Below are 22,519 nucleotides of genomic sequence, written 5' to 3'. Positions count from 1 at the left end.
GTCTATGTCTGGGGAAAGAAAACGCGGTTTCTTGCGTTTAGATGATGACGAAGTCGTTCAAAAAGCCGAGCGTTGGGGAATGCCTGACTACACGTCTAAAACGCACGCCAAAGCAAAACAAACGGCGATGAACTATGACCCTAGCTGGACACCAACAGTCTCGGAGCCTGTTGATGAAGCGCCTGTTGAACTGACTGAAGAAGAGATTGAGCTAATCAAGCAACAAGCCTACCAAGAAGGTTTGCACCAAGGGCAAGAGGCGGGCTTTAAGCAAGGTTATGAAAAAGGCAAAGAACAAGGTTTAGAAGAAGGTCATCAAGAAGGGCTTGAAGCGGGCAAACTCGAAGGCGTTGCTGCGGGACAAGAGTTTATTCAGCAACAAGTTCAAACCTTTATTGGCTTGGCCAATCAGTTTGCGCAGCCACTTGAACTGATGAACGCGCAAGTTGAAAAGCAACTGGTCGACATGGTTTTGACACTAGTGAAAGAAGTGGTTCACGTTGAAGTACAGACCAATCCACAAGTGATTCTAGATACCATCAAACAATCGGTCGAATCTTTGCCTATTTCGGGGCATGCCATCACATTAAAGCTTCATCCAGAAGACATAGAAATTATCCGCTCTTCCTATGGTGAAGAGGAACTTAACTTCCGTAACTGGACACTGATGCCTGAGCCCGCGCTCAATCGCGGCGATGTCCAGATTGAAGCGGGTGAATCAAGTGTCAACTACCGTATGGAAGAACGCATTCGCAGCGTGATTCAAAGTTTTTGTGGGGTGAATCGTCACCAAGGTGGTGAGTAGTGCTCGCCCTCGCAGAACGCCTTTCTCAATACACCACAAGCGGCTTAACCTGCCGTCCTGTTGCCTCAGGCAAGTTGGTTCGTGTCGTGGGATTAACTCTCGAAGCGACAGGGTGCCGAGCGCCTATCGGTAGCTTATGCCGCGTTGAAACCATGCACGGAGAAATGGAAGCCGAAGTGGTTGGCTTCTCTGGCGAAAGTCTCTATTTGATGCCGAGTGAGCAAATCACTGGCGTACTTCCAGGAGCGAAAGTTACCCCGTTGACCAGTGAAACTGGTTTACCTGTTGGTATGGAACTGCTCGGAAGGGTGATTGACGGGGTGGGAAATCCGCTTGATGGACTCGGTCCTATCTACACGGAAAAACGCGCGTCGTTCAACGCTCAACCAATCAACCCTCTTGCGCGCAAGCCCATTTCTGAACCTCTCGATGTCGGCATCAAAGCCATTAACGGTCTTCTTACCGTCGGTAAAGGTCAGCGTATCGGTCTGTTTGCGGGTTCAGGTGTCGGTAAATCGGTAACCTTGGGTATGATGACTCGAGGCACCACGGCCCAAGTCGTTGTGGTTGGGCTTATCGGTGAACGTGGACGCGAAGTTAAAGAGTTTATTGAAGAAATACTGGGCGTTGATGGTCGTCAGCGCTCTGTTGTGGTGGCCGCGCCCGCCGACGCTTCACCTTTGATGCGCTTGAAGGGGTGCCAAACCGCTCTAACCATTGCTGAGTATTTCCGTGACCAAGGCTTAGATGTGCTACTGCTAATGGATTCACTGACCCGCTTTGCTCAAGCTCAGCGTGAAATTGCTCTGTCGGTTGGTGAGCCGCCAGCAACCAAAGGTTATCCACCTTCGGTGTTTGCTAAGTTACCAGCGCTTGTGGAGCGAGCGGGGAATGGCAGCCCAGAACAAGGCTCTATCACCGCCTTCTTTACCGTCCTGACCGAAGGGGATGACTTACAAGACCCTATCGCCGACGCCTCCCGAGCGATTCTAGATGGTCACGTTGTGCTGTCTCGTGAAATGGCTGATGCGGGGCATTACCCTGCTATCGATGTCGAAAAGTCAGTCAGCCGTGTTATGCCTCAGATTACTTCGGAAGAGCATGTACTGATGTCGAAAGCGGTTCGCCAAGTGCTGTCAGTATGTCGTAAGAATCAAGACTTGGTGTCGATCGGAGCCTACAAGCCAGGGACCGATCCGGCTATTGATGGTGCGTTTACCATCAAGCCGAAGCTCGACGCCTATTTGCAGCAGTCGATGAAAGAAAGCGTCCCTTACGATATGTGTGTCAACATGCTTCGTGGTTTGCTGCAAGGGGAGTAGTAGACAATGGACAATGCACTAGAGTTTCTACTTGAACAGGCAAAAGAGCGCGAAAATCAAGCCGTTTTGGCACTCAGTCAAGCACGCAAAGAGCTTGAAGGCTATTACCAGCAACTAGAGCAAATCGAAAAGTACCGTTTAGACTATTGCAAACAATTGGTCGAGCGTGGACAGCAAGGCTTAACGGCTAGCCAATATAGCCATTTGAATCGATTTTTGACCACCTTGGATGAAACACTCGCCAAACAAAAACAAGCGGAAGAGCATTTTAAAGGTCAGGTGGAAGGGTGCGAGCAGCATTGGCTTGAGAGCCGTAAGCAGAGACGCTCTTACGAATGGTTGATTGAAAAGAAACAGAAAGAAAAAGCCCACCTAGAAAATGCGCGCGAGCAAAAGCAAATGGATGAGTTTGCGACGCTGCAATTTTCCCGTCGTTTATCGAACTAACATCACCTTTTTAAACAAGTAATGTGGCTCACTTCTTGCAGTGTAAGTGAATAACTTGGCGATCTTGCCACCCTAACAGAGCGTTACGTTCAGCCGCAGGTGTTTGACTATGAATATAAACCTATCAACAGTGACTGAGAGCCCAAAGGCGACCAAAGCTGCCGTTGTTGACGGCAGTTCCGAAGTCAGTGAGGAATCAAGCTCAGAGGGCTTCTTCTCTAAGTTGGCAGCATTGATCAAAGGTGAATCAGCGACTGACGAGAAAACCGTAAAAGCCGACGCAACAAAAGAAGCAGAGGTTTCCGAAGAACCAGCGGCAGTGAAAGGCGCTGGAGATGCTGCGAGCGCGGATAAAATCAAAAATAGCTCGGCAGATGAACTGCTTAGCGACGATGCCTCAAGCGATAATGCGCAGAATACTAGTTCGAAATCGGTCAAAGAGTCGGATGTTACCCACTCAGAGCGTGCTAAGACTGACCAAGAATCGAGCTCTGCGAGTCAAGAACAATCGCAACCAAAGTTGTCTGCGTCAAGCAACACCACTGAGGCTGACGAGAAACAGCCTGTTCAAGCGCGCGACCCACAAACAAAATCCGCTCCAAGTGATGCCGAAAAAATAGTCGCGGATAATCAAGAAATCCTTAAACGCCTAGATCAGTCTAACAGTGCTTTGCAATCGAACAACGGCAAGGCTTTGCCTCAGGAAGAGAGTCAAACTCAAGTGACAGCGGCAGCGACCCACGCAGAAACAGTGAGCCGTTCCAAGCCCTCCGAAGTTGCCTCCCTCCAAACAGAGGCACAAATCGTAGATGAGAAAGCAAAGGGCGTCGAATCATTGCAATCGCAACCTAAGTTGCAAGCAAGTGCAGGCAAAATCACAGAGCAATCTGATCCAAGTGTTAAGACGGCCGCTTCGGAGCTGACTTCCGCACAACCGTCGAATGAATCTGATGCCGCTATCCCCGCAGCGATAAAACCGTTTGTCGAACAGCAAGTTTCTGATGAACAAGTTGCGCAGCAAGGCCCCAACGCACTCAATCCAGATACCGTGAAGGAACAGCGCGATACCGCTACTGTTCAAACAGGTGCTACAGACGCTGAAGTGCTCGAAAATGTTGAGGTGCAGCTAAGCGGCGATGAAGTAAAACCATTGAAGGTAGACGCGAATCAGCGTGATACCGCAACGGATCCGGAGGCACTCCAACAGCAGGTTGGAATGCAGCACGGGGCTCAGAGTGTCGCTGTCGATGAGTTGCCAGAGGGGCAGACGCAAGAAAGCGAAACTGCGGTCTCTCCCGAATTAGTCGCAGCATCAGCCACTCCGGTAATGATGGAAAAAGCCAAATCTCAGGAAGTGCCTGTAGAGAGTGGAAACTCGCCTAAATTGAACGCTCAATCTGCTGCCGTCACCCCGAACGTCGTTGAGTCGGCCACATTAAGCGCTGAAACACCGGTGGCGGCATCCGTAGCGGCTGCAACAGCCATTCCGTGGGCCGTCAGTAGTGATGAAGTTATTGTGGATGAGGACCCAGTCCTGAAACATAAACAACCGCAAGTTCAGCAGGCTGTGGTGGCTCAATCTGTTCATCAAGCTCTTAGTCAGTCACAAGCAACACAAATGGCAAACGCAGCGCAGCTGAATGCGGCGTCGGCCATGCCAGCGGCAAGTGCTGAAGCGTTGGCAGGACAACTGCAAACCGTGGTGAATTCGCCAGTAAACGTAGCGGCTTCTCCAGTTGTTACTGAGCAAGCCATGCTAAAAGCTGCGATGGGCGCGAAAGCGACAGGTACAATGCTTAATAATGGTAAAGGTGCGCCTGGTGAACAAGGCGGCACAGAATCAGGATTCTCGCAACAATTGGCGCAAGCAGCAGGTATTCAACAGGCTAACTCCCCAACGGGACAACTTCGCGCTGATCAAACTGCTCAAGTCCCGCTACAATTGAATCGTGAGATTGCCAGTGATCAAGTGGCAGAGCGCGTTCAGATGATGATGTCTAAGAACCTCAAAAACATCGATATTCGCCTTGACCCGCCGGAACTAGGGCGCATGCAGATTCGGATGAACATGAATGGTGATGGTGCGACCGTCCACTTTACCGTCGCGAACCAGCAGGCGCGTGATGCGCTAGAACAGTCGATGCCTCGCCTTCGCGAGATGCTTGCTCAGCAGGGGGTTCAATTAGGCGACACCTCCGTTCAGCAACAAGCAAGTGGACAGCAGCAAAACCGCTATGCTGCGAACGGGCAGGGGCAAGGTGGTCAACCAAGCAGCAATCAGGCTGGGTTAGGCGAAGAAAACCTTGAACCAGACATCAATCTTGATTTGAATGTGGCAGCAAAGCGTGATGGAATTAGTTATTACGCTTAAACTATAAAATACCAACATAAAGAGAACGTTAAGTTATGGCAGTTGAAGAAGTCGAAACGGAAGCGCCCAAAGGAAAAGGCAAACTGATCATCATTATTGTTGCAGTCGTCGTTCTTTTACTCGGTGGCGGCGGTGCTGCGTTTTTCTTGATGGGTTCAGATGATGAAGCGGCAGCTGAAGCCGATACCTCGCAACAAGAAGTTGTCGTGCCTACAGACCCTGTCGCCTATGTGAATATTGCCCAGCCATTTATCTTTAATGTCACTGGCGATAAGCGAGACCGCCTAGTTCAGATTAAAGTCCAGCTGATGGTTCGAGGCTCTGAAAACGAAAACTTGGCACGTTATCATTCCCCCTTGGTGGAAAGTTCATTGCTGAGTACTTTCGCATCGGCAACGGTAGAGCAACTGCGCAGTGCAACTGGCCGTGTTGAGCTAAGAGAAAAAGCCACAGAAGACATCAAAGCCAGCTTAACTCGAGCCGTAGGGCAACCCGTAATTGAGCGTGTTCTATTTACCGACTTTGTCATCCAATAGGTGAGCTGTGACAGATCTATTAAGCCAAGACGAAATTGATGCGCTACTTCATGGTGTTGATGACGTTGATGAGGTAGAAGAAGAATCGGTTGCTAGCGACTCCAGCGCCGTTGACTTCGACTTTTCATCTCAAGACCGCATTGTTCGTGGTCGAATGCCAACACTGGAGCTTATCAACGAGCGCTTTGCTCGACACATGCGCATTAGCTTATTTAACATGCTAAGAAAAACCGCTGAAGTGTCGATCAACGGCGTGCAGATGATGAAGTTTGGTGAGTACCAAAACACCCTATACGTACCGACCAGTCTTAACATGGTCCGCTTTAGACCTTTAAAAGGGACAGCGTTGATCACCATGGAAGCGCGCCTAGTGTTTATTTTGGTGGAGAACTTCTTTGGCGGGGATGGACGCTTTCACGCGCGTATCGAAGGCCGTGAATTTACCCCAACCGAACGTCGCATCGTGCAACTGCTGCTTAAAATCGTCTTTGAAGATTACAAAGAAGCGTGGTCACCGGTGATGGGGGTCGAGTTTGAGTACTTGGATTCAGAAGTGAACCCAAGTATGGCGAACATTGTTAGCCCAACAGAGGTTATTGTGGTTAGCTCATTCCACATTGAAGTGGATGGCGGCGGCGGTGATTTCCACGTAGTTATGCCTTACTCCATGGTGGAGCCAATCCGTGAATTGCTCGATGCGGGTGTCCAATCCGATAAGATGGAAACCGACGTCCGTTGGAGTACGGCACTGCGTGAAGAGATCATGGATGTGCCTGTTAACTTCCGAGTGAACTTACTCGAGCAAGATATTTCATTGCGTGACCTGATGGAGTTGAGACCTGGCGATATCATCCCAATCGCGATGCCAGAGCACGCAACCATGTTTGTTGAAGAGCTGCCAACGTACCGAGTAAAAATGGGGCGCTCAGGTGATAAATTAGCGGTACAAGTGTCAGAAAAAATCAAACGACCGGATGTGGTCAAAACTGACATTGCCTTCCTTGGTAAAGATGTCATCTCTGAATTAGAAGATGATGACGGTGAAATCGAAGATTAAAAGAATTGTAGGTAATAGGTATGGAACCAAGTGACGACCAAAAACTGGCTGACGAATGGGCGGCAGCTTTAGGTGAAGATCCAAGCGCACCAGAAATCGATGTTGATGAGGTCATGTCGGCTCAACTTGATGAGCTTGAAGATACCTCAAGCCCTATCTCCGACGACGAGCGTCGTAAGCTCGATACGATTCTCGACATTCCAGTCACAATTTCGATGGAAGTTGGGCGTTCACAAATCAGCATTCGTAACTTGTTGCAGCTAAACCAAGGCTCTGTAGTAGAGCTCGAGCGTTTAGCGGGCGAATCTCTGGATGTGTTGGTTAACGGCACCTTGATTGCTCATGGCGAAGTGGTGGTGGTGAACGATAAGTTTGGTATCCGTCTCACTGACGTGATCAGCCAGACCGAGCGTATTAAGAAGCTAAGGTAAACTATGGCTTATTTGGTGAAAGGATTAGGGCTCGGGTCTCTGGTTCTCTTTTCCTCATCCGTACTGGCTGCGACACCAAGTAGCCAGCTTGATTGGGCGACCACGTTTGGGTCGCTCTTATTCGTTATTGTCTTCATCCTATTTCTCGCATGGCTTTTAAAAAGAATGCGCATTCCTGCTTTGGTTAATCAGCAAGGTTTGAGTGTGGTAAGGCAAATCCCTGTTGGGACTCGAGAGCGAATCATGATTGTTCAAGCTGGTGAAGAGCAATTTTTGGTTGGTGTCACCGCGCAATCCATTCAATTGATTTCCAAGTTGGATAAACCCATTTCTCAGGAGGAGCTGAACAAACCGGCGTTCGCGGCTAGTCCATTCGCCAGTCAACTCAGTCAGCTATTGAAAAAGCATGATAAAAACTAGCTCCATACTTGCCTTTGTCTTGACGCTTTTTGTCCAGCTATTTTCCGTTTCTTCGTTTGGACAAGAAGAGATCGACACGCCAATCCCTGCCAATGCGGCGGCGTCAGAGTCGGTCACAGTGAGCGCCATGACGCAAGAACAAGGCGCGGCACGAACCCTCACGACGGGCAGCTTTACGGGCGGGGGAGGCGGAGTTCCTGCCTTTACCATGACAACCAATGCCGATGGCAGCGAAGATTACTCAGTTAACCTACAAATTTTAGCTTTAATGACAATGCTGGGCTTTTTGCCTGCCATGGTCATTTTGATGACGTCGTTCACTCGTATTGTCGTTGTCATGTCGATATTGCGTCAGGCGATGGGTTTGCAGCAAACACCATCGAATCAGGTGATCATCGGTATCGCGATTTTCTTGACCTTTTTTATCATGTCACCGGTTTTGAACAAAATTAACGATGTTGCTGTGCAGCCCTACATCAACGAGCAAATCACCGCTCGCGAGGCATTTGATTTGGCCCAAGCGCCAATGAAAGACTTCATGCTTAAGCAGACGCGCGTGAAAGATTTGGAGACGTTTGTGAATATCTCGGGGTCGACGGCAACGGCCCCCGAAGATGTGTCGATGGCGGTGTTGATCCCAGCATTTATCACCTCTGAGCTAAAAACCGCATTCCAGATTGGCTTTATGCTTTTCTTGCCGTTTTTGATTATCGACTTGGTGGTCGCTTCTGTTCTGATGGCGATGGGTATGATGATGCTCTCGCCGATGATCGTATCTTTACCATTTAAGCTCATGTTGTTCGTCTTGGTTGATGGCTGGAACTTGATACTCTCCACCTTGGCCGGCAGTTTCGCCTTGTAGCGGGAGATAACAATGACGCCTGAGATATTTGTTGAGCTGTTTCGTGATGCACTTTGGATGGTACTCATCATGGTGTGTGCCATCATCATTCCCAGCTTGCTGATTGGTTTGGTGGTTGCCATCTTCCAAGCGGCGACCTCGATCAACGAACAAACCTTGAGTTTTCTGCCGCGTTTGATCGTGACCTTATTAGCTTTGATGCTTTTTGCTCACTGGATGACGCAGATGATGATGGAATTTTTCTTCGGCATCATCGAGCGACTTCCTCAGGTGCTGTACTAGGCTATGGAATTCCCAGCAAGCGTCGTATTGGATTGGCTCGCCAACTACTTTTGGCCCTACACCCGCATATCGGCGATGCTCATGGTGATGTCAGTCACTGGCGCACGTTTTGTTCCAACCCGAGTTCGTTTGTACTTGGGGCTTGCCCTGACTTTTGCTGTGATGCCAGTAATTCCTGCTGTGCCCGAAGAGATTGAACTGCTCTCATTTGAAGGTTTTTTGACCTTGCTAGAGCAAATTGTCATTGGCGTGGCCATGGGGACGGTGACCCAGTTTATGATTCAAACTTTTGTTATCTTGGGTCAAATACTGGGTATGCAGTCGAGTTTGGGTTTTGCGTCAATGGTGGACCCTGCCAATGGCCAGAATACCCCGTTGCTTGGTCAGCTATTTATGTTTCTCGCCACAATGTTTTTCTTAGCGACCGATGGGCACTTAAAGATGATCATGTTGGTGGTGATGAGTTTTCAATCGCTACCTATCGGTGCCGGCTCCTTGACGACCGTTGATTTTCGAGAGCTTGCCTCATGGCTTGGTATCATGTTTAAAGTGTCGCTGAGTATGTCTCTCTCCGGCATTATTGCTTTGTTGACCATTAACCTATCGTTCGGTGTGATGACGCGTGCTGCGCCTCAGTTAAACATTTTCTCGTTGGGCTTTGCGTTTGCATTGATGGTCGGTTTGCTGCTGTGTTGGTACATCCTTGGCGGATTGTACAGCCACTATGAGCTATTCTGGTTACAAGGTGAGCAGCAAATATGTCGCTTTATCCGTTTGAATTGTTAACTGCTGGGAGATTAAATGGCAGAGTCTGACGGTCAAGAACGTACCGAAGACGCCACGCCCAGACGCTTGCAACAGGCTCGAGAAAAAGGGCAGGTTGCAAGGTCAAAAGAGCTGGCGTCCGTATCTGTGTTGGTAGTGGGTGCCGTCGCGCTGATGTGGTTTGGTGACTCGTTGGCGCGTGGGTTATATACCGTTATGGAACGCCTTTTCTCGCTCTCAAGAGAAGAGATATTCGATCATGTAAAGCTGTTCGACATTGCGCTCGGCTCGTTGACCAGTCTTATCTTGCCTCTGATTCTTATCCTTGTGACGCTATTTGTTGCCGCTGTCGCAGGTGCTGCGGGAGTGGGGGGCATCAGCTTTTCCGTTGAAGCGGCCATGCCAAAACTGTCCAAGATGAATCCATTGAGCGGCTTAAAACGTATGGTCGGGATTCAAAGTTGGGTTGAGCTTATCAAATCGATACTAAAAGTAGCCTTGGTATCGGGTATGGCGTTTTACCTTATCAATGCTGCCAAGGAAGATTTGTTTCAGCTGAGTATGGATGTCTTCCCGCAGAATATTTTTCATGCGCTCGATATTTTGCTCAACTTTGTTTTGCTCATCAGCTGCTCTCTATTGATCGTGGTGGCGATAGATATTCCATTCCAGATTTGGCAACACGCCAACCAACTGAAAATGACCAAACAAGAGGTCAAAGACGAGTACAAAGAGACAGAAGGCAAGCCGGAAGTTAAAGGTCGTATTCGAATGTTGCAGCGTGAAGCGGCTCAACGCCGAATGATGGCAGAAGTGCCGCAAGCGGACGTAATTGTCACCAACCCAGAGCACTTTTCTGTCGCACTTCGCTATAAGCAAAATACCGATCGCGCGCCGATTGTCGTGGCGAAAGGTACCGACCATATGGCGCTGAAAATTCGCGAAATTGCCCGCGAGCACGACATTTACGTTATTCCTGCGCCGCCATTAGCGCGTGCGCTTTATCACTCTACAGAGCTCGAGCAAGAGATTCCTGATGGACTCTTTACGGCAGTAGCACAAGTGTTGGCTTATGTATTCCAGCTAAAACAGTACCGCAAGCGTGGTGGTCAGAGACCTAACTTGAAAACATCGGAGCTGCCAATTCCGCCTGATTTGAGGAAGTAGGCGCTATTCATCTTATTCGATAGCGTGACGCTCACTTAGACAAGATTGTGCGACTATCAACTAAAAAGGCTGACGAATGATGCGTCAGCCTTTTTACGTTATCTCTCTTCTCACTACTTCTCTGGAATCGAGAGAAGCACTAATAGCGCACCATCGCCACCAAACTCGAGTGGTGCTTGGTGAAAGGCCATCACATCAGGGTGCTGAGCCAGCCACAGCGGCGCTTTCTGCTTCAAAATATGCTTACCAATACCATGTTGTACACAGGCACACGAAATTTCGTTTTTCACACAATAGGCGATCATGGAGCCGAGTTCGCGCTTGGCTTCAAGTTGTGTCATGCCATGCATATCCAAAAAGACATCCGGCACATAGACGCCTCGACGTAGGCGCTTGACCTCGTAGGTTGACACGTCATCACGTGCGTAACGCGTTGGGCCATCCTCGCTAAGCAGCGGCACAAATTCATCTGAAAAGTAGAACTCAGAATCACTGGCTTCACGGCTGGTTCGGACGATTTCTTTTTGCTTAGTATTTCTTTTTGGTTGCTGGACTATGGTATCCTGTGACAACTTTTTTACGCCTTGTACTGCATCCCTAAAAAGGGCGAAATCATCGTCGATATCGGTCTCTTTTTTACTCATGGGTCATTTATACGTATTTAAAAATGCGATTGGCAGTATTGTAGCGCTTTTCGGAGGCAATTTTGGATAAGATTTTTGTAGAAGAAGCGGTATCGGAACTTCACACGCTTCAAGATATGATTCGTTGGACAGTGAGTCGTTTCAACGCCGCTAACCTGTTTTATGGTCACGGTACTGATAACGCATGGGATGAAGCGGTTCAGCTTGTTCTACCAACACTGTACCTGCCAATTGATGTGCCTCCGCATGTTCTTAATTCTCGCTTAACGAGCAGCGAGCGTCTGCGCGTTGTTGAACGAGTGGTGAAACGCATCAATGAGCGAACTCCAACAGCTTACCTGACTAACCGAGCATGGTTCTGTGGTCTGGAGTTTTTTGTTGATGAGCGCGTACTTGTGCCTCGCTCGCCAATTGGTGAGCTAATCCAAGCTGAGTTCCAACCTTGGTTGATTGAAGAACCAGCTCGAATTATGGACTTGTGTACAGGTAGCGGTTGTATCGCGATTGCCTGCGCGCACGCTTTCCCAGATGCAGAAGTGGATGCGATCGATATTTCAACCGACGCCCTGCAAGTTGCTGAGCAAAACATCCAAGACCACGGCATGGAGCAACAAGTTTTCCCTATCCGTTCTGATCTGTTCCGTGATCTACCAAAAGAGCAGTACAACCTGATTGTTTCGAACCCTCCTTACGTGGATGAAGAAGACATGAACAGCCTGCCAGAAGAGTTTACCCATGAGCCAGAACTGGGTTTGGCTGCCGGTACAGACGGTTTGAAATTGGTACGCCGCATTCTTGCAAACGCGCCAGACTACCTAACTGAAAACGGTATTCTTATCTGTGAGGTTGGTAACTCAATGATCCACATGATGGAGCAATACCCGCATATTCCATTTACATGGTTAGAGTTTGAAAATGGCGGCCACGGCGTGTTTATGCTAACGCGTGAGCAAATGTTAGAGCACGCTGCAGAGTTCTCTATCTACAAAGACTAACGCGACGCTTAGACAAACATATCAACGCCAAGCCGAATGTATCGTTCGGCTTGGCGTTTTTTTATGCGTGGCAAAAAGCAAAATAGTTGCCGTTTGGGGTTTACATCAATCGGTAATAAAGACACTATGAAATTATGAAAAATTAAAGTGTAAAGCTCTGTGTACAGAGTGAAACCAGTTTGAGGAAGTAATGGCAGGAAACAGTATCGGACAACATTTCCGCGTAACCACATTCGGGGAAAGTCACGGTATCGCACTAGGATGTATCGTCGACGGATGCCCTCCAGGTCTGGAAATTAGCGAAGCAGATATTCAGATTGACTTGGACCGTCGTCGTCCGGGTACTTCTCGTTATACCACCCAACGCCGCGAACCTGATGAGGTGAAAATCCTTTCAGGTGTATTTGAAGGCCAAACCACAGGCACTTCAATTGGCTTGTTGATTGAAAATACTGATCAACGTTCTAAAGATTATTCAGAAATCAAAGATAAGTTCCGCCCAGGTCATGCGGATTACACTTACCATCAAAAGTATGGGGTGCGTGATTACCGCGGCGGCGGTCGCTCTTCTGCGCGTGAAACTGCCATGCGTGTTGCAGCAGGCTCGATTGCTAAAAAGTACCTTAAGCAAGAGTTTGGTGTAGAGATTCGTGCTTATTTGTCGCAAATGGGTGATGTGTCGATTGATAAAGTCGACTGGGATGAAATCGAAAACAACGCTTTCTTTTGTCCTGATGCAGATAAAGTGGACGCATTCGACCAACTAATTCGTGACCTTAAAAAGCAGGGCGACTCCATTGGGGCGAAACTGCAAGTGGTTGCTACCAATGTACCTGTAGGCTTGGGTGAACCAGTATTTGACCGCTTGGATGCCGATATTGCGCACGCGCTAATGAGCATTAACGCGGTGAAAGGCGTTGAAATTGGTGATGGCTTTGATGTTGTCAGCCAAAAGGGCAGCGAACACCGCGACATTCTTACTCCGGATGGATTTGGTAGTAACCATGCGGGCGGTATCTTAGGCGGCATTTCAACAGGGCAAGATATTGTTGCCAATATCGCCTTAAAACCAACATCAAGTATTACGGTTCCTGGTGAAACGATTACCAAACAAGGTGAATCAACGGAGCTGATTACTAAAGGGCGTCATGACCCGTGTGTGGGTATTCGCGCAGTGCCGATTGCGGAAGCGATGCTAGCGATTGTGGTACTGGATCATTTACTGCGCCATCGTGGTCAAAACCATGGCGTGACGACAGAAACACCACAAATCTAGTTATAGACAGTGTGTAGATTAAGATAGCCCCGACAGTCATATCGGGGCTATTTTTTTTATGCGCTCAAAACGTCGTGGAAATCGATCTTTTTACCCGTTTCTCTATCCACGAGTGGCGCACGGGTTAGTTCTTCAATGGCTAGTGAGGGATTACGATTTAGACGCTATCCAGTTGTTGATATTTTCTTCCACCACTTCCATTGGTTGTTGACCATAACGAAGTAACTGATCATGGAACTCAGCATAATCGAACTTGTTACCGAGTTTCGATTGCGCTTTGTCGAGCATCTCCTTAATCACCAAATAGCCAGATTTATAAGAAACGGCTTGTCCCACATGAGCGGCGTAGCGATAGCTTTCCGATTCAATGTCGCCATCTCCGAGGGCAGAATTCGCCCGCATATAGTCGCGAGCCTGTTGAATGCTCCACCCTTTGGCGTGAATACCTGTGTCGACGGCTAAGCGCATATTTCTCAATTGGGCTTCGTTGAGGCTACCAAAGTACTGTAAGGCATTGCACTCTTGCTCATCGGTATAGATGCCCCCTTGGAATTGGCTGTAGTCCAAGTTTGGCAAACACATGCCTTTACCATTGGTGAAGTTTGGCACGCCGTTGTTGTTCAGCTCTCCGTAGATACCCATTTCTAATCCTAGCCACTCGGTGTAAAGCGCCCAACCCTCGCCATAGGCGGTGTACCAAATGTCATCCATATAGTTTGGGATATTTGCTGGTGGATACTCGCTTGCGTAGGCGTTCTGGAAGTGATGACCTGGCGCTGCCTCATGGAGCAGAAGGGTAGAAACGTTCCATTTTTGCAAACTGTAGTCTGGATTGGTATTGAGGGTGAACACATTGTTGTCGTAGGACGCGACACCATCGTAGCGCTCGCCGCCAGTTGGGGTTGGTTCAATCGTGTAGTCTGTTTTGATGGGCTTAAAATATTGCGCAACCACGTCGTTCGCGTTGTTTTTGAACGTATAGTAATCGAGCAGTGCGCTTTCACAGGCTGATTGATTTGAAGCAGCCTTGCAGGTTGTTTCATGGGGTGTGCCAGAGATAAGTGCGCCATCTCGACCATAGAAAAATTGCTCACTGTTCAAGTAAGCAAAAAATTCTGGCAGGTCAATTTCTCCCGTATTGGTGACAAGATGGAATGTACGAATTGTCACCGCTTGCGTCTCTGGATCTCTAAATGCCGCTTTTACTGTGGAGCCGCGTTTGTCGACGACCAATCGCGCGACTCGGATCATCTCAGCCTTTGCCTCTGCGACCAGTTTTTCGCCTAATGAGTAGAGCTCCTGAGCCGGCTTCCCTGTGGTACTGTTTCTATCCAAGTGCCACTGATACCAAGCTTGCCCATTGGGTAAATCACCCCAACCGATATATTGATCGCTCAGTGTGCCTTCTCCACGTGCCGTTTGCAGGTAGTCGGTACTTAGATAGTTGAGCAAGTCGTCGCTTGCTTTGATGGCACTATCTACAGCAGACTGATACTCCTCAACAAAACTTGGTTCATACCCTGATTGCGTTTTCAAATCGTTCAAGCCGACTTTCAATATCGCCCAATCATCAGCCGCTATGGTAGCAAGGCTATTTTGATAGAGTCTTTCCACCAGTACTTTGGGCAGTTGGATCTGCTCTAACTGACCAAGTTGGTATTGGCTATGAAGGTTGCGCACCCAAGACGTGTAGTCATTGAGTTTGGTTAACTGAGCAAAATAAGCTTGGCGATTTTCAGCATCATTTTCAATCGCTGCGCCTGCGTCTTCAGCGTTCCACTGCATAAAGTTGTAGAAATGGGTCAGGGGTACATCAGGGTTGCCAAATCTGGCATTGGCAAAGGTCGCTCCTCGAATAGCAATTTCCCGATCAAAACGAAAGGTATCGAAGTAGACCTTTTCCTCATCGGTCAGCTGTGAGCGATCAATTTGCATCAGTTGGTCAAGGTAGCTTCTATCCAACGTCTGACGTGTCAACGCCATTTGATCATTCACGAGACCATATTCTGTTGCGTCGAGTTGAGCGCTTTGTGCCGAATAGTTATCGATAAGTTGATTTAACTGCAAAGAAGCTGAAGGGGTAGGTGCAGTCGAACAGCCTGAGAGTACAAAGGTGATGAGAGCCGAACATGCAGTAACAGATAAGTGCTTTTTCATCGTTGAGTCCTTATTTGGATTAATGGTCAGTGCTGTGGTGAACGGTATGTCGATTGTCGTTATTAGGAGGTGACACACGATGGGCACCAAAGCTCATGATTACTCCCTGTCTGTTTAGATTATCGAACCCATCCGCAAAAAATTGTGTATTGGTTCACAGTCGATCTAGCCGAATTTTTAGTCCATTTACGTTGGTTTTATGCATGATGAATGGATATCCGATATCGGTGTGAATCGTCACCAAGTGTCTTTTTCTGAATGCAGATTCAAGCGCAAGAACTGCATATATTTCAATAATGTCCTGAAGCTTGTGATGGCATTTTGTTCAATAGTGCCAAAGCGTTCACATAAATGGCAGTTTGATTATTGATTGGTGGATATTTATGTGGCGAATGATTTTGGGACGTTATTAGGGACAAATCCCTGTTGAATGTGAGCGTTCTCTCTCATATGTGTGCAATTGAATGTTACAGGGATGTTTTTAGGTGAATTAAATCACATTTGAGGTGTGGTTAAGTTAATAGTATTCATGCTGTTTATTAACAACATAATGAATAATGCAAATGAAGAAGACCCTACTATCCAGCGCGATCTTTTTATCGCTCTCTTTTCCCGCGTTAGCCGCAGACGGCGACATTCACCAAGTCACGATCCTTGGTACCTCTGATTTACATGGTCATTTCATGCCGTGGGATTACGCTGCGGACAAACTGAACATGCGTGGAAGTTTGAGCCAGATTGCCACCAAGGTGAAAGAGATTCGAACAGAGCAACCAAACACCATTCTTGTTGACGCAGGTGACACCATTCAAGGCAACTTTGTCGAGACATTCAAAGATGAACCTGTTGACCCAATGATGCTCGGTTTCAACGAAATGAAATACGATGTTTGGGTATTAGGCAACCACGAGTTTGATTTTGGTTTGAGCGTGTTAAATCGTTCACTAAAGCAGTTTAAAGGCCAGTCGTTAGGTGGAAACATCAAACGTCCAGACGGCAATCCATTTCTTCCAGGTTACACAGTGATTGAGCGCGGAGGCATCAAAATTGGTGTGATAGGGATGGATACGCCGATGACACAAGTGTTTGCAGAAGGGACGAATCGTCTCGAAGGCGTAACGTTTACCAATCCAACGCTAGAAGTGAAAAAAGTCATTGAGCAAATTGATGACAAGGTTGATGCCATCGTACTTGTCGCACATATGGGGTTAGACAATGAAAACGATATCGCCAATACCGGCGTGACTGATATTGCTAATGCCAACCCAGAGCTTGATGCCATCGTCGCAGGTCACATGCATACCCGCATTGATAAGGCAGTGGTCAATGGTGTGATTATCACAGAGCCAGATAAATATGGTCGAGCGCTCTCTCGTGTCGATTTGCAATTTGAGGAGCGAGATGGTCAGTTCACTCTCGTCAACAAAGACAGCTTTACCTACAAAATCAAAGGTATCGACTCCGACGAGAAAATGGAGGCGCTGTATCAGCCATATCATAAACGTTTAAGAGAGATGGCTAACAGAGAGGTTGCTGAGTTAACGGGCGTTGACTTGGTTCCTGAAAATGAAATCCGCGGTATCCCTCAGGTACATGTTCAAGATACCGGTATCAGTGCTTTGTTCCAAGAAGCGAGCTTCCATTACGCGCCAAAGGCGAATGTGATTGCTCTGCAAATTGATAACGACAATGCCGAGCTTGATGTCGGTCCTATCAAAGCGAAAGATATTGCTTACAACTACCAGTATGCGGGCGGCGAAATTACGGTTTACCAAATGACGGGTAAAGAGCTGAAAACATATATGGAGTGGTCTGCGGGTTACTTTAACTCTGTGAAACCGGGGGATGTAACCTACAGCTTTGATCCAGAGCGACGAGCGTCTAAATACTCGACCAATGACTTTTTTGCAGGCGTGACGTACAAGATTGACTTGACCAAGCCAAAAGGTGAGCGCATCACCGACCTTAAATTTGCTGATGGCTCAGCTGTTACTGACAAGAGTGATGTGCGCATCGGTATGAATAGTTATCGTATGGGCCACCTGACCAAAAAAGGCGGTGTACTTGAAGGTCGTTCGTTCCCTGTGTTGTTTGATACAGAGGCGGAATACGGTGAAGAGCAGGGCACCATTCGCAACTTGACGATTCGCTACTTAACAGAGCAAAAGCACGGTACTTATGAAGGTAAACCACAACAGCGTTGGCAACTTGTCGGGTTGGATGATAGCTACAATGAACAACGCGAGATCGTTAAGACGCTGATTAATAGCGGCGAAATTTCTGTGCCAAGCAGTGAAGATGGTCGATACACCAACATTGCCTCGATTAACGTGAAAGAATGGTTGTTTACTTCGGCGAAAGAGCAACAAAAGGCGTTGGCTCTTCGCGAAGCTCAGTTGGTTGATGCGTCCGAGGGGGAAAAACGCAAGCTTGAGCGAGAGATAGCCTTGATTAAAGCGTTAAACTAATAGCGAAAAGGCTTGGGGTTCCCAAGCCTTTTTTAATCAATGAATCGAGCTCTCAGCTTCCAATTGGAAGGAAGGGAGACGCCATTTGAATCGCACCGCCGCCATACGCAGCACGTAGCCAACGACCAAGGTGGATATGGTGGCCGTGACATCATTGATGCCAAACTCGAGCAGAGCAAGGTACAGTCCAGAGGCAACGAGGGCAACTGACGCATAGAGCTCTTCGTGTAGGACTAACGGGGTTTGACGACAAATTAGGTCACGAAGAAGACCACCAAAAACACCGGTCACAAGGGCGGAAACCATACAGATCATCGCATGATGTCCCATGCCCATCGCAATCTTAGTGCCGATGATACTAAAGACGATTAACCCCAGCGCATCTAGGCGGATGAACAAACCTTTCAGTTTAATCACCCATTTCGCCAAGCCAGTGGTAAGCACGCCCGCAATGCAGGTGATCGCCAAGAATTCAGGATTTTTCACCCAACCTAGCGGGTAGTGACCCAGCAAAATATCACGCACAGTACCGCCACCAATCGCGGTCGCACTGGCTACCAACATAACCCCAAACCAGTCCATCTTTCTGCGACCGGCGCTCAAAGCCCCAGTCATCGCTTCTGCTGTGATACCAATGATATATAAAACGCTGAGTAACATTGTTGTTGCCTTAAATCGTGCAGATTTATGCTTCTGCCATCATATAAATTAAGGCGTGAGTGTAGTGGGAAATGTGATCGGTGACGAATGAGTTTTTGTGACCGCGAAAACGTTTATCCGATAACTTTTTCTAATGCCAGTATCATTTGTGTGGGGATTTGCATTGAAGACAGAACATGCGACAATGCTCGCGCTGTAAATATCACCGAATATCAAGCTATGACCCACGAGTATCAAGACTTAATCACCATTTTTAACCGTACATTTTTGGCTGAGTACAACACCCAATTAGAACTGGGTGGTGACGAACCCATTTACCTGCCTGCCGATGAGTCTCATCCGCATCATCGGATTATTTTTGCTCGTGGTTTTTACGCCTCTGCTTTGCATGAAATGGCCCATTGGTGTGTCGCAGGGCCTGAGCGTCGGTTACTGGAAGATTTTGGTTATTGGTATGAGCCTGATGGACGTACCGAGCAAGTCCAAGCTGAGTTTGAAAAAGTAGAGATTCGTCCGCAAGCCTATGAGTGGATACTCGCAATGAGTGCTGGGTTTCCATTTAGCGTCAGTTGTGACAACTTAAATGGCGACTTTGAGCCAGACCGAATTGGATTTATGACCAAAGTGCATGCTGAAGTGGAAAAGATTTTCGATCAAGGCATACCTCTACGAGTCAAAATGCTATCGGATGCATTGAGAGACTTTTACCAGATACCACCGTTGACCCTTGATCAATTTGTTGTTCAGTAAATTCAAAAAAAGAAGCCGCCTGGAGCGGCTTCTTTTTTGAATATAGGCGAGTAAGTTAAGCCTATTGGATGTACCAAACCGTCTCTGCTTGGCCATCATGCTGATGTTGATAGTAACGGACTGGTACCCCTTGATCCATAACGGAAACAACCGCCACCAATGAATCACAATGATTCGCAACCCGAAGATCAAACTGCCCACTGCCTTGTTTCAAGCTGGCTTTGATTAAACACTGGTCATAGTCAATGTTTGCTTCGCCCGCGCTGTTGTCACAAATCGCAATATAGGCTTGTTTGCCATCAAGGTCGGCGAGTTCGACATCCACAGACAAGTGGTACACCGACTCAAGCGTGTTTTCTTTGTCTATTTTAAGATCTTGCAGTGTAGGGGTTGCTGCGCCAGAACTTCCAGCGCTTGGCGAGGAAGAACCGCCGCCACCGCCACCACCACAGGCAGTCAGACTTAATGAGAAGCAGGTGACTAGGTAAAGTTTCGTTAACGTGTTCATCGGCTTCTCCTTAGTCTTGATAAATTTTGTTGAGGTTTGAGTTGGCGTACCAGGTCGGAGACGTACCGCCTGAGCTGTCTTGTGCGAAGCCAGCAAATTGAGAATAGGCTTCAAGAATGTTGACTCTTTCCAGCGGGTGTTTCCAACTGATAGGGATCTCGATTGCCCAAGGTAGACCGTTAGCGTCGTGATAGTGAGTGCTTCCCGATGACGCATCTACGCCTTTGGACTTGTACGCTGGGTTGAACTTACTGGTCGGTGCTTTATTCTTAAGGTGAATCTCGAGTCCACGCCCAGGATAGCCGCCAGACACTTCCAGACCAACATCGCCGTAGTAATGACCAGGTGCAGCAAAGATGAATGGGTCATAAGGGAACGCAGGCATCATATCTGTGCTGATGGCGTTTTGCATCGATAGTGTGAGCTGCCAAGAGGGTCGATAGCTGGTTCCACAGTTTACTTGAGTTCGGAACATGGTGCAGTTTTCGGCTTCGCCAGCTTCTGTAATGTCCCACAGGTCTTCGTGAATGATAAAAACGGCGTCTGTTGTACCTTCTTCCAGCACTGCGCCTTCTGCTTCAACATTGTTGACCGTCAACACAACTGAGTCTTGTTTAATGTCGCTGCGAGCAACGTTAGGTAAGCGGATCGCGAAGCCTGACCGGTTGTCCCCACCTAATGCGGCGATTTGACCTTCAATCTTAAGTCGAATCACCTGATCGTCTAGCTGATACTCGGTGAACTTGACGTTCATCAGGACGTCGTTCATGTCATAGTCTCCGACAAGTGGGTACTGGTCTTCATAAGCGAAGGTGACGTGGGATGCGCCCGTTGGATAGCTTTCCGTGACCACACCACTTTCGGTAATGTCTATCTGGTAATCTTCGACCTCACCTGCGGGAACGCCGCCAGATGGACCGATCCCCGATGTGTTGGACAGTCTAAATCTTGCCCAAGTTTGCCCTACATTTGCCCACGTTGGGACCGAGAAAAAGACGTCACTGGTACCGTCACTGACACTGAGATCGCTAATGATGCGTTCGCTACTTTCAAAGCTGCCATCTCGATCGAAGTCTATCCACGCGTTAAGGACAGAATCACTGCTTGCGCCATTAACGGTGGTGATGATTTTACTGGTTTGTCCGACCTGAACTGGGACGGGAAATTGGATACCATCGTCGTCATTGCTGCCATCTGATTCATCATCGCTGAGTGGGTATGGGCTGCCATCTGACTCACCATCCACTAATGCGCCGAGTTTAAGATCCGACAGACCGTGTCTTGCCCCAAGCTGAGCGTAAGAGGTTTGATAGCTATCCGGGGCATCGCCGAAATCGGTGTAAATGCTCGGTTCTACCGGAGCGAGGGCACAACGCGCGCCATCGTTCGAATTACTTGATGGTCCGTACGCGAAAAAGGCGGCGCTTGAGGTACTGCCGTTGATGTTTATCCGAAATATGTAACCATTACTGTTGTTACTTCCGTAAAGGTTGCCATCGACATCAAAATAGATCGCGCCAAACGTCAATTTGTATCCTAATTCGACTTTGTCTAACACTTGGTTGAGTCGCGTTGATGTGCCGCTGTTAACATCAATCTCCCACAAATATCCGTTCGCATCGATGGAGTAGGCGAGGCCGTTATCGGGATGAAAGGCGAGATCATAAATGGCTGGATTACCAAATTGGCTTGAGTTGGCGACGAGCGTCATTACTTGCGTGACAAGATCGATCCTATAGAGTCCGTAGTTCGGGCGATAGCCATACCAAGCATTTTCATCCAAAGCGACATCACCTACGTAAATTGAAGCAGGAGCGCCTGTTGGCTTGCTGATAGAGAGCGGATATTTGACAAAGTTCGCGTCAATTTTGGTCAGTGATTGTGCTCCGTAATCCCAACCGTAGATAAAGTCATCATGCTGGCTGTACCCTACCGCGTTAATTTTGTCTGCTCCCAACGAAGAGTCGAGCACAACGTAGCTGCCCAAATCGATATTCACGCCGTAGGCGACAGGCGCACTTGACGGACTTTGAATAAGAAATGCTTCTGATGGGCAATCCGTAAAAGGCGTTTCTGCATTGGTGTACGTGGTGAAACCTTGCGCGGTTAAGAATAGCGTTAACCCTTGGAGGATCTGATTTAATTTCATTGTACTTCCTCGGTCTGGTGTGTGGTTATCACTGAAACTGCACAGAGCGTGCCATACTCTCAAGCCTTGCTGTATATAGGGTTTGCGTTCACATTCTCAATGTGAGAAGCTTCATCATCCTTTTTGAGACGCAAACTGATTTAGGCAACGCATCACCATGATTATTGAATTTGAAGAGAAGCTTCTTGAGCTGATTGACGCACGAATTTCCTCCGCCTCAGATGATGAATTGTTCGCGGGTGGTTACTTGCGAGGCCATATTTCCTTGTCTGCTGCTGCTTGTGAAGAAGAAGGCATCAATGACATTGAAACGCTGCGAGCTCGTATTGAAGCAAGTCTAGATGCGGCTCGCTCAGAGTTAACGCCAGCAGACAGAACCATCGTCAATGATCTATGGCAAGAGCTTGCAAACATGGCGTGATGCCGAGCAAAAATAGAAAGGGGTTG

At 48.0% G+C, this 22,519-nt stretch carries 22 protein-coding genes; 17 read left to right on the top strand and 5 right to left on the bottom strand.

Translation table 11 applies throughout. The features are described from left to right. The first annotated feature begins 4 nt into the window (after positions 1 to 4). The 12 genes from fliH (at position 5) to flhB (ending at position 10,465) form a co-directional block, all read left to right on the top strand. Complete coding sequence (fliH, locus tag RJ47_RS05970) at positions 5 to 805, top strand: flagellar assembly protein FliH (protein WP_038140232.1); 801 nt, start codon at positions 5 to 7, stop codon at positions 803 to 805. After that, the gene (gene fliI, locus RJ47_RS05965; RefSeq protein WP_005471816.1) at positions 805 to 2,127 is read left to right on the top strand and encodes a flagellar protein export ATPase FliI; all 1,323 of its coding nucleotides are present in this window, start codon (positions 805 to 807) and stop codon (positions 2,125 to 2,127) included. Before fliH ends, fliI begins: the two co-directional genes overlap by 1 nt. A 6-nt stretch (positions 2,128 to 2,133) precedes the next feature. Further along, positions 2,134 to 2,574 (top strand): flagellar export protein FliJ, encoded by a 441-nt coding sequence (gene fliJ / locus RJ47_RS05960; protein ID WP_038190095.1) that lies wholly within the window; start codon positions 2,134 to 2,136, stop codon positions 2,572 to 2,574. Positions 2,575 to 2,683: 109 nt separating this feature from the next. Continuing rightward, on the top strand, positions 2,684 to 4,945 hold the full coding sequence (locus RJ47_RS05955) for a flagellar hook-length control protein FliK (RefSeq protein ID WP_039482420.1): 2,262 nt from the start codon (positions 2,684 to 2,686) through the stop codon (positions 4,943 to 4,945). A gap of 35 nt (positions 4,946 to 4,980) precedes the next feature. Continuing rightward, complete coding sequence (gene fliL / locus RJ47_RS05950; protein ID WP_038190098.1) at positions 4,981 to 5,481, top strand: flagellar basal body-associated protein FliL; 501 nt, start codon at positions 4,981 to 4,983, stop codon at positions 5,479 to 5,481. Positions 5,482 to 5,488: 7 nt separating this feature from the next. Next, positions 5,489 to 6,538, top strand: coding sequence for a flagellar motor switch protein FliM (gene fliM / locus RJ47_RS05945; protein ID WP_038140243.1), 1,050 nt, complete (start codon positions 5,489 to 5,491; stop codon positions 6,536 to 6,538). Positions 6,539 to 6,558: 20 nt separating this feature from the next. After that, positions 6,559 to 6,969: a flagellar motor switch protein FliN gene (gene fliN / locus RJ47_RS05940; protein WP_005471831.1), complete on the top strand. Its 411-nt coding sequence runs from the start codon at positions 6,559 to 6,561 to the stop codon at positions 6,967 to 6,969. Positions 6,970 to 6,972: 3 nt separating this feature from the next. Further along, positions 6,973 to 7,389, top strand: a complete 417-nt coding sequence (fliO, locus tag RJ47_RS05935) for a flagellar biosynthetic protein FliO (RefSeq protein WP_038217705.1) — start codon at positions 6,973 to 6,975, stop codon at positions 7,387 to 7,389. After that, complete coding sequence (gene fliP / locus RJ47_RS05930) at positions 7,376 to 8,251, top strand: flagellar type III secretion system pore protein FliP (RefSeq protein WP_039482416.1); 876 nt, start codon at positions 7,376 to 7,378, stop codon at positions 8,249 to 8,251. Before fliO ends, fliP begins: the two co-directional genes overlap by 14 nt. Before the next feature lie 12 nt (positions 8,252 to 8,263). Beyond that, on the top strand, positions 8,264 to 8,533 hold the full coding sequence (fliQ, locus tag RJ47_RS05925; RefSeq protein ID WP_005471695.1) for a flagellar biosynthesis protein FliQ: 270 nt from the start codon (positions 8,264 to 8,266) through the stop codon (positions 8,531 to 8,533). 3 nt (positions 8,534 to 8,536) lie between these two features. Next, entirely contained in the window at positions 8,537 to 9,319 is a 783-nt protein-coding gene (fliR, locus tag RJ47_RS05920; RefSeq protein WP_038140252.1) for a flagellar biosynthetic protein FliR, read from the top strand. Between the two features lie 15 nt (positions 9,320 to 9,334). Then, positions 9,335 to 10,465 (top strand): flagellar biosynthesis protein FlhB, encoded by a 1,131-nt coding sequence (gene flhB, locus RJ47_RS05915; RefSeq protein ID WP_005471693.1) that lies wholly within the window; start codon positions 9,335 to 9,337, stop codon positions 10,463 to 10,465. Between the two features lie 113 nt (positions 10,466 to 10,578). Here the strand turns inward: flhB and smrB are convergent, their stop codons facing one another. Beyond that, positions 10,579 to 11,109 (bottom strand): endonuclease SmrB, encoded by a 531-nt coding sequence (smrB, locus tag RJ47_RS05910; RefSeq protein WP_005471744.1) that lies wholly within the window; start codon positions 11,107 to 11,109, stop codon positions 10,579 to 10,581. Positions 11,110 to 11,171: 62 nt separating this feature from the next. On the opposite strand from smrB, the gene prmB reads away from it, so the two are divergent. Both prmB and aroC read left to right on the top strand, forming a co-directional pair. Beyond that, positions 11,172 to 12,104, top strand: coding sequence for a 50S ribosomal protein L3 N(5)-glutamine methyltransferase (gene prmB, locus RJ47_RS05905; RefSeq protein ID WP_038140256.1), 933 nt, complete (start codon positions 11,172 to 11,174; stop codon positions 12,102 to 12,104). A 190-nt stretch (positions 12,105 to 12,294) separates the two neighbouring features. Next, positions 12,295 to 13,380: a chorismate synthase gene (aroC, locus tag RJ47_RS05900; protein ID WP_038140258.1), complete on the top strand. Its 1,086-nt coding sequence runs from the start codon at positions 12,295 to 12,297 to the stop codon at positions 13,378 to 13,380. A gap of 150 nt (positions 13,381 to 13,530) precedes the next feature. Here the strand turns inward: aroC and RJ47_RS05895 are convergent, their stop codons facing one another. After that, positions 13,531 to 15,537 carry a DUF885 domain-containing protein gene (locus tag RJ47_RS05895; RefSeq protein ID WP_039482413.1) on the bottom strand — a complete coding sequence of 669 codons (2,007 nt, stop codon included), beginning with the start codon at positions 15,535 to 15,537 and terminating at the stop codon, positions 13,531 to 13,533. Positions 15,538 to 16,100: 563 nt separating this feature from the next. Between RJ47_RS05895 and RJ47_RS05890 the strand changes: the two genes are divergently transcribed. Then, positions 16,101 to 18,005: a bifunctional metallophosphatase/5'-nucleotidase gene (locus tag RJ47_RS05890; protein WP_039482410.1), complete on the top strand. Its 1,905-nt coding sequence runs from the start codon at positions 16,101 to 16,103 to the stop codon at positions 18,003 to 18,005. Between the two features lie 36 nt (positions 18,006 to 18,041). On the opposite strand, the gene RJ47_RS05885 is transcribed toward RJ47_RS05890, so the two are convergent. Then, on the bottom strand, positions 18,042 to 18,665 hold the full coding sequence (locus tag RJ47_RS05885; RefSeq protein WP_005471875.1) for a trimeric intracellular cation channel family protein: 624 nt from the start codon (positions 18,663 to 18,665) through the stop codon (positions 18,042 to 18,044). A gap of 219 nt (positions 18,666 to 18,884) precedes the next feature. Here RJ47_RS05885 and RJ47_RS05880 point away from each other — a divergent pair, with 219 nt between their 5' ends. Further along, positions 18,885 to 19,415 carry an elongation factor P hydroxylase gene (locus RJ47_RS05880; protein ID WP_039482828.1) on the top strand — a complete coding sequence of 177 codons (531 nt, stop codon included), beginning with the start codon at positions 18,885 to 18,887 and terminating at the stop codon, positions 19,413 to 19,415. Positions 19,416 to 19,476: 61 nt separating this feature from the next. On the opposite strand, the gene RJ47_RS05875 is transcribed toward RJ47_RS05880, so the two are convergent. Both RJ47_RS05875 and RJ47_RS05870 read right to left on the bottom strand, forming a co-directional pair. Continuing rightward, the gene (locus tag RJ47_RS05875) at positions 19,477 to 19,923 is read right to left on the bottom strand and encodes a hypothetical protein (protein ID WP_039482407.1); all 447 of its coding nucleotides are present in this window, start codon (positions 19,921 to 19,923) and stop codon (positions 19,477 to 19,479) included. Between the two features lie 10 nt (positions 19,924 to 19,933). After that, complete coding sequence (locus tag RJ47_RS05870) at positions 19,934 to 22,072, bottom strand: LruC domain-containing protein (protein WP_039482404.1); 2,139 nt, start codon at positions 22,070 to 22,072, stop codon at positions 19,934 to 19,936. A gap of 157 nt (positions 22,073 to 22,229) precedes the next feature. On the opposite strand from RJ47_RS05870, the gene RJ47_RS05865 reads away from it, so the two are divergent. Further along, the gene (locus tag RJ47_RS05865) at positions 22,230 to 22,493 is read left to right on the top strand and encodes a YfcL family protein (RefSeq protein WP_005471697.1); all 264 of its coding nucleotides are present in this window, start codon (positions 22,230 to 22,232) and stop codon (positions 22,491 to 22,493) included. Positions 22,494 to 22,519 lie beyond the last annotated feature (26 nt).

It is taken from the genome of Vibrio sinaloensis (genome assembly GCF_000808535.1).
Taxonomy (GTDB): Bacteria; Pseudomonadota; Gammaproteobacteria; order Enterobacterales; family Vibrionaceae; genus Vibrio; species Vibrio sinaloensis_D.
The sequence above is the reverse complement of the archived record's forward strand: the minus strand, read 5'-3'. Positions and strand labels throughout refer to the sequence as shown.

Excerpts from the sequence above, each read along its gene's own strand:
- fliH (WP_038140232.1), top strand. The coding sequence starts at position 5 with ATGTCTGGGGAAAGAAAACGCGGTTTCTTGCGTTTAGATGATGACGAA.
- fliJ (WP_038190095.1), top strand. The coding sequence starts at position 2,134 with ATGGACAATGCACTAGAGTTTCTACTTGAACAGGCAAAAGAGCGCGAA.
- RJ47_RS05955 (WP_039482420.1), top strand. The coding sequence starts at position 2,684 with ATGAATATAAACCTATCAACAGTGACTGAGAGCCCAAAGGCGACCAAA.
- fliL (WP_038190098.1), top strand. The coding sequence starts at position 4,981 with ATGGCAGTTGAAGAAGTCGAAACGGAAGCGCCCAAAGGAAAAGGCAAA.
- fliN (WP_005471831.1), top strand. The coding sequence starts at position 6,559 with ATGGAACCAAGTGACGACCAAAAACTGGCTGACGAATGGGCGGCAGCT.
- fliO (WP_038217705.1), top strand. The coding sequence starts at position 6,973 with ATGGCTTATTTGGTGAAAGGATTAGGGCTCGGGTCTCTGGTTCTCTTT.
- fliP (WP_039482416.1), top strand. The coding sequence starts at position 7,376 with ATGATAAAAACTAGCTCCATACTTGCCTTTGTCTTGACGCTTTTTGTC.
- fliQ (WP_005471695.1), top strand. The coding sequence starts at position 8,264 with ATGACGCCTGAGATATTTGTTGAGCTGTTTCGTGATGCACTTTGGATG.
- fliR (WP_038140252.1), top strand. The coding sequence starts at position 8,537 with ATGGAATTCCCAGCAAGCGTCGTATTGGATTGGCTCGCCAACTACTTT.
- flhB (WP_005471693.1), top strand. The coding sequence starts at position 9,335 with ATGGCAGAGTCTGACGGTCAAGAACGTACCGAAGACGCCACGCCCAGA.
- smrB (WP_005471744.1), bottom strand. The coding sequence starts at position 11,109 with ATGAGTAAAAAAGAGACCGATATCGACGATGATTTCGCCCTTTTTAGG.
- aroC (WP_038140258.1), top strand. The coding sequence starts at position 12,295 with ATGGCAGGAAACAGTATCGGACAACATTTCCGCGTAACCACATTCGGG.
- RJ47_RS05895 (WP_039482413.1), bottom strand. The coding sequence starts at position 15,537 with ATGAAAAAGCACTTATCTGTTACTGCATGTTCGGCTCTCATCACCTTT.
- RJ47_RS05890 (WP_039482410.1), top strand. The coding sequence starts at position 16,101 with ATGAAGAAGACCCTACTATCCAGCGCGATCTTTTTATCGCTCTCTTTT.
- RJ47_RS05885 (WP_005471875.1), bottom strand. The coding sequence starts at position 18,665 with ATGTTACTCAGCGTTTTATATATCATTGGTATCACAGCAGAAGCGATG.
- RJ47_RS05880 (WP_039482828.1), top strand. The coding sequence starts at position 18,885 with ATGACCCACGAGTATCAAGACTTAATCACCATTTTTAACCGTACATTT.
- RJ47_RS05875 (WP_039482407.1), bottom strand. The coding sequence starts at position 19,923 with ATGAACACGTTAACGAAACTTTACCTAGTCACCTGCTTCTCATTAAGT.
- RJ47_RS05870 (WP_039482404.1), bottom strand. The coding sequence starts at position 22,072 with ATGAAATTAAATCAGATCCTCCAAGGGTTAACGCTATTCTTAACCGCG.
- RJ47_RS05865 (WP_005471697.1), top strand. The coding sequence starts at position 22,230 with ATGATTATTGAATTTGAAGAGAAGCTTCTTGAGCTGATTGACGCACGA.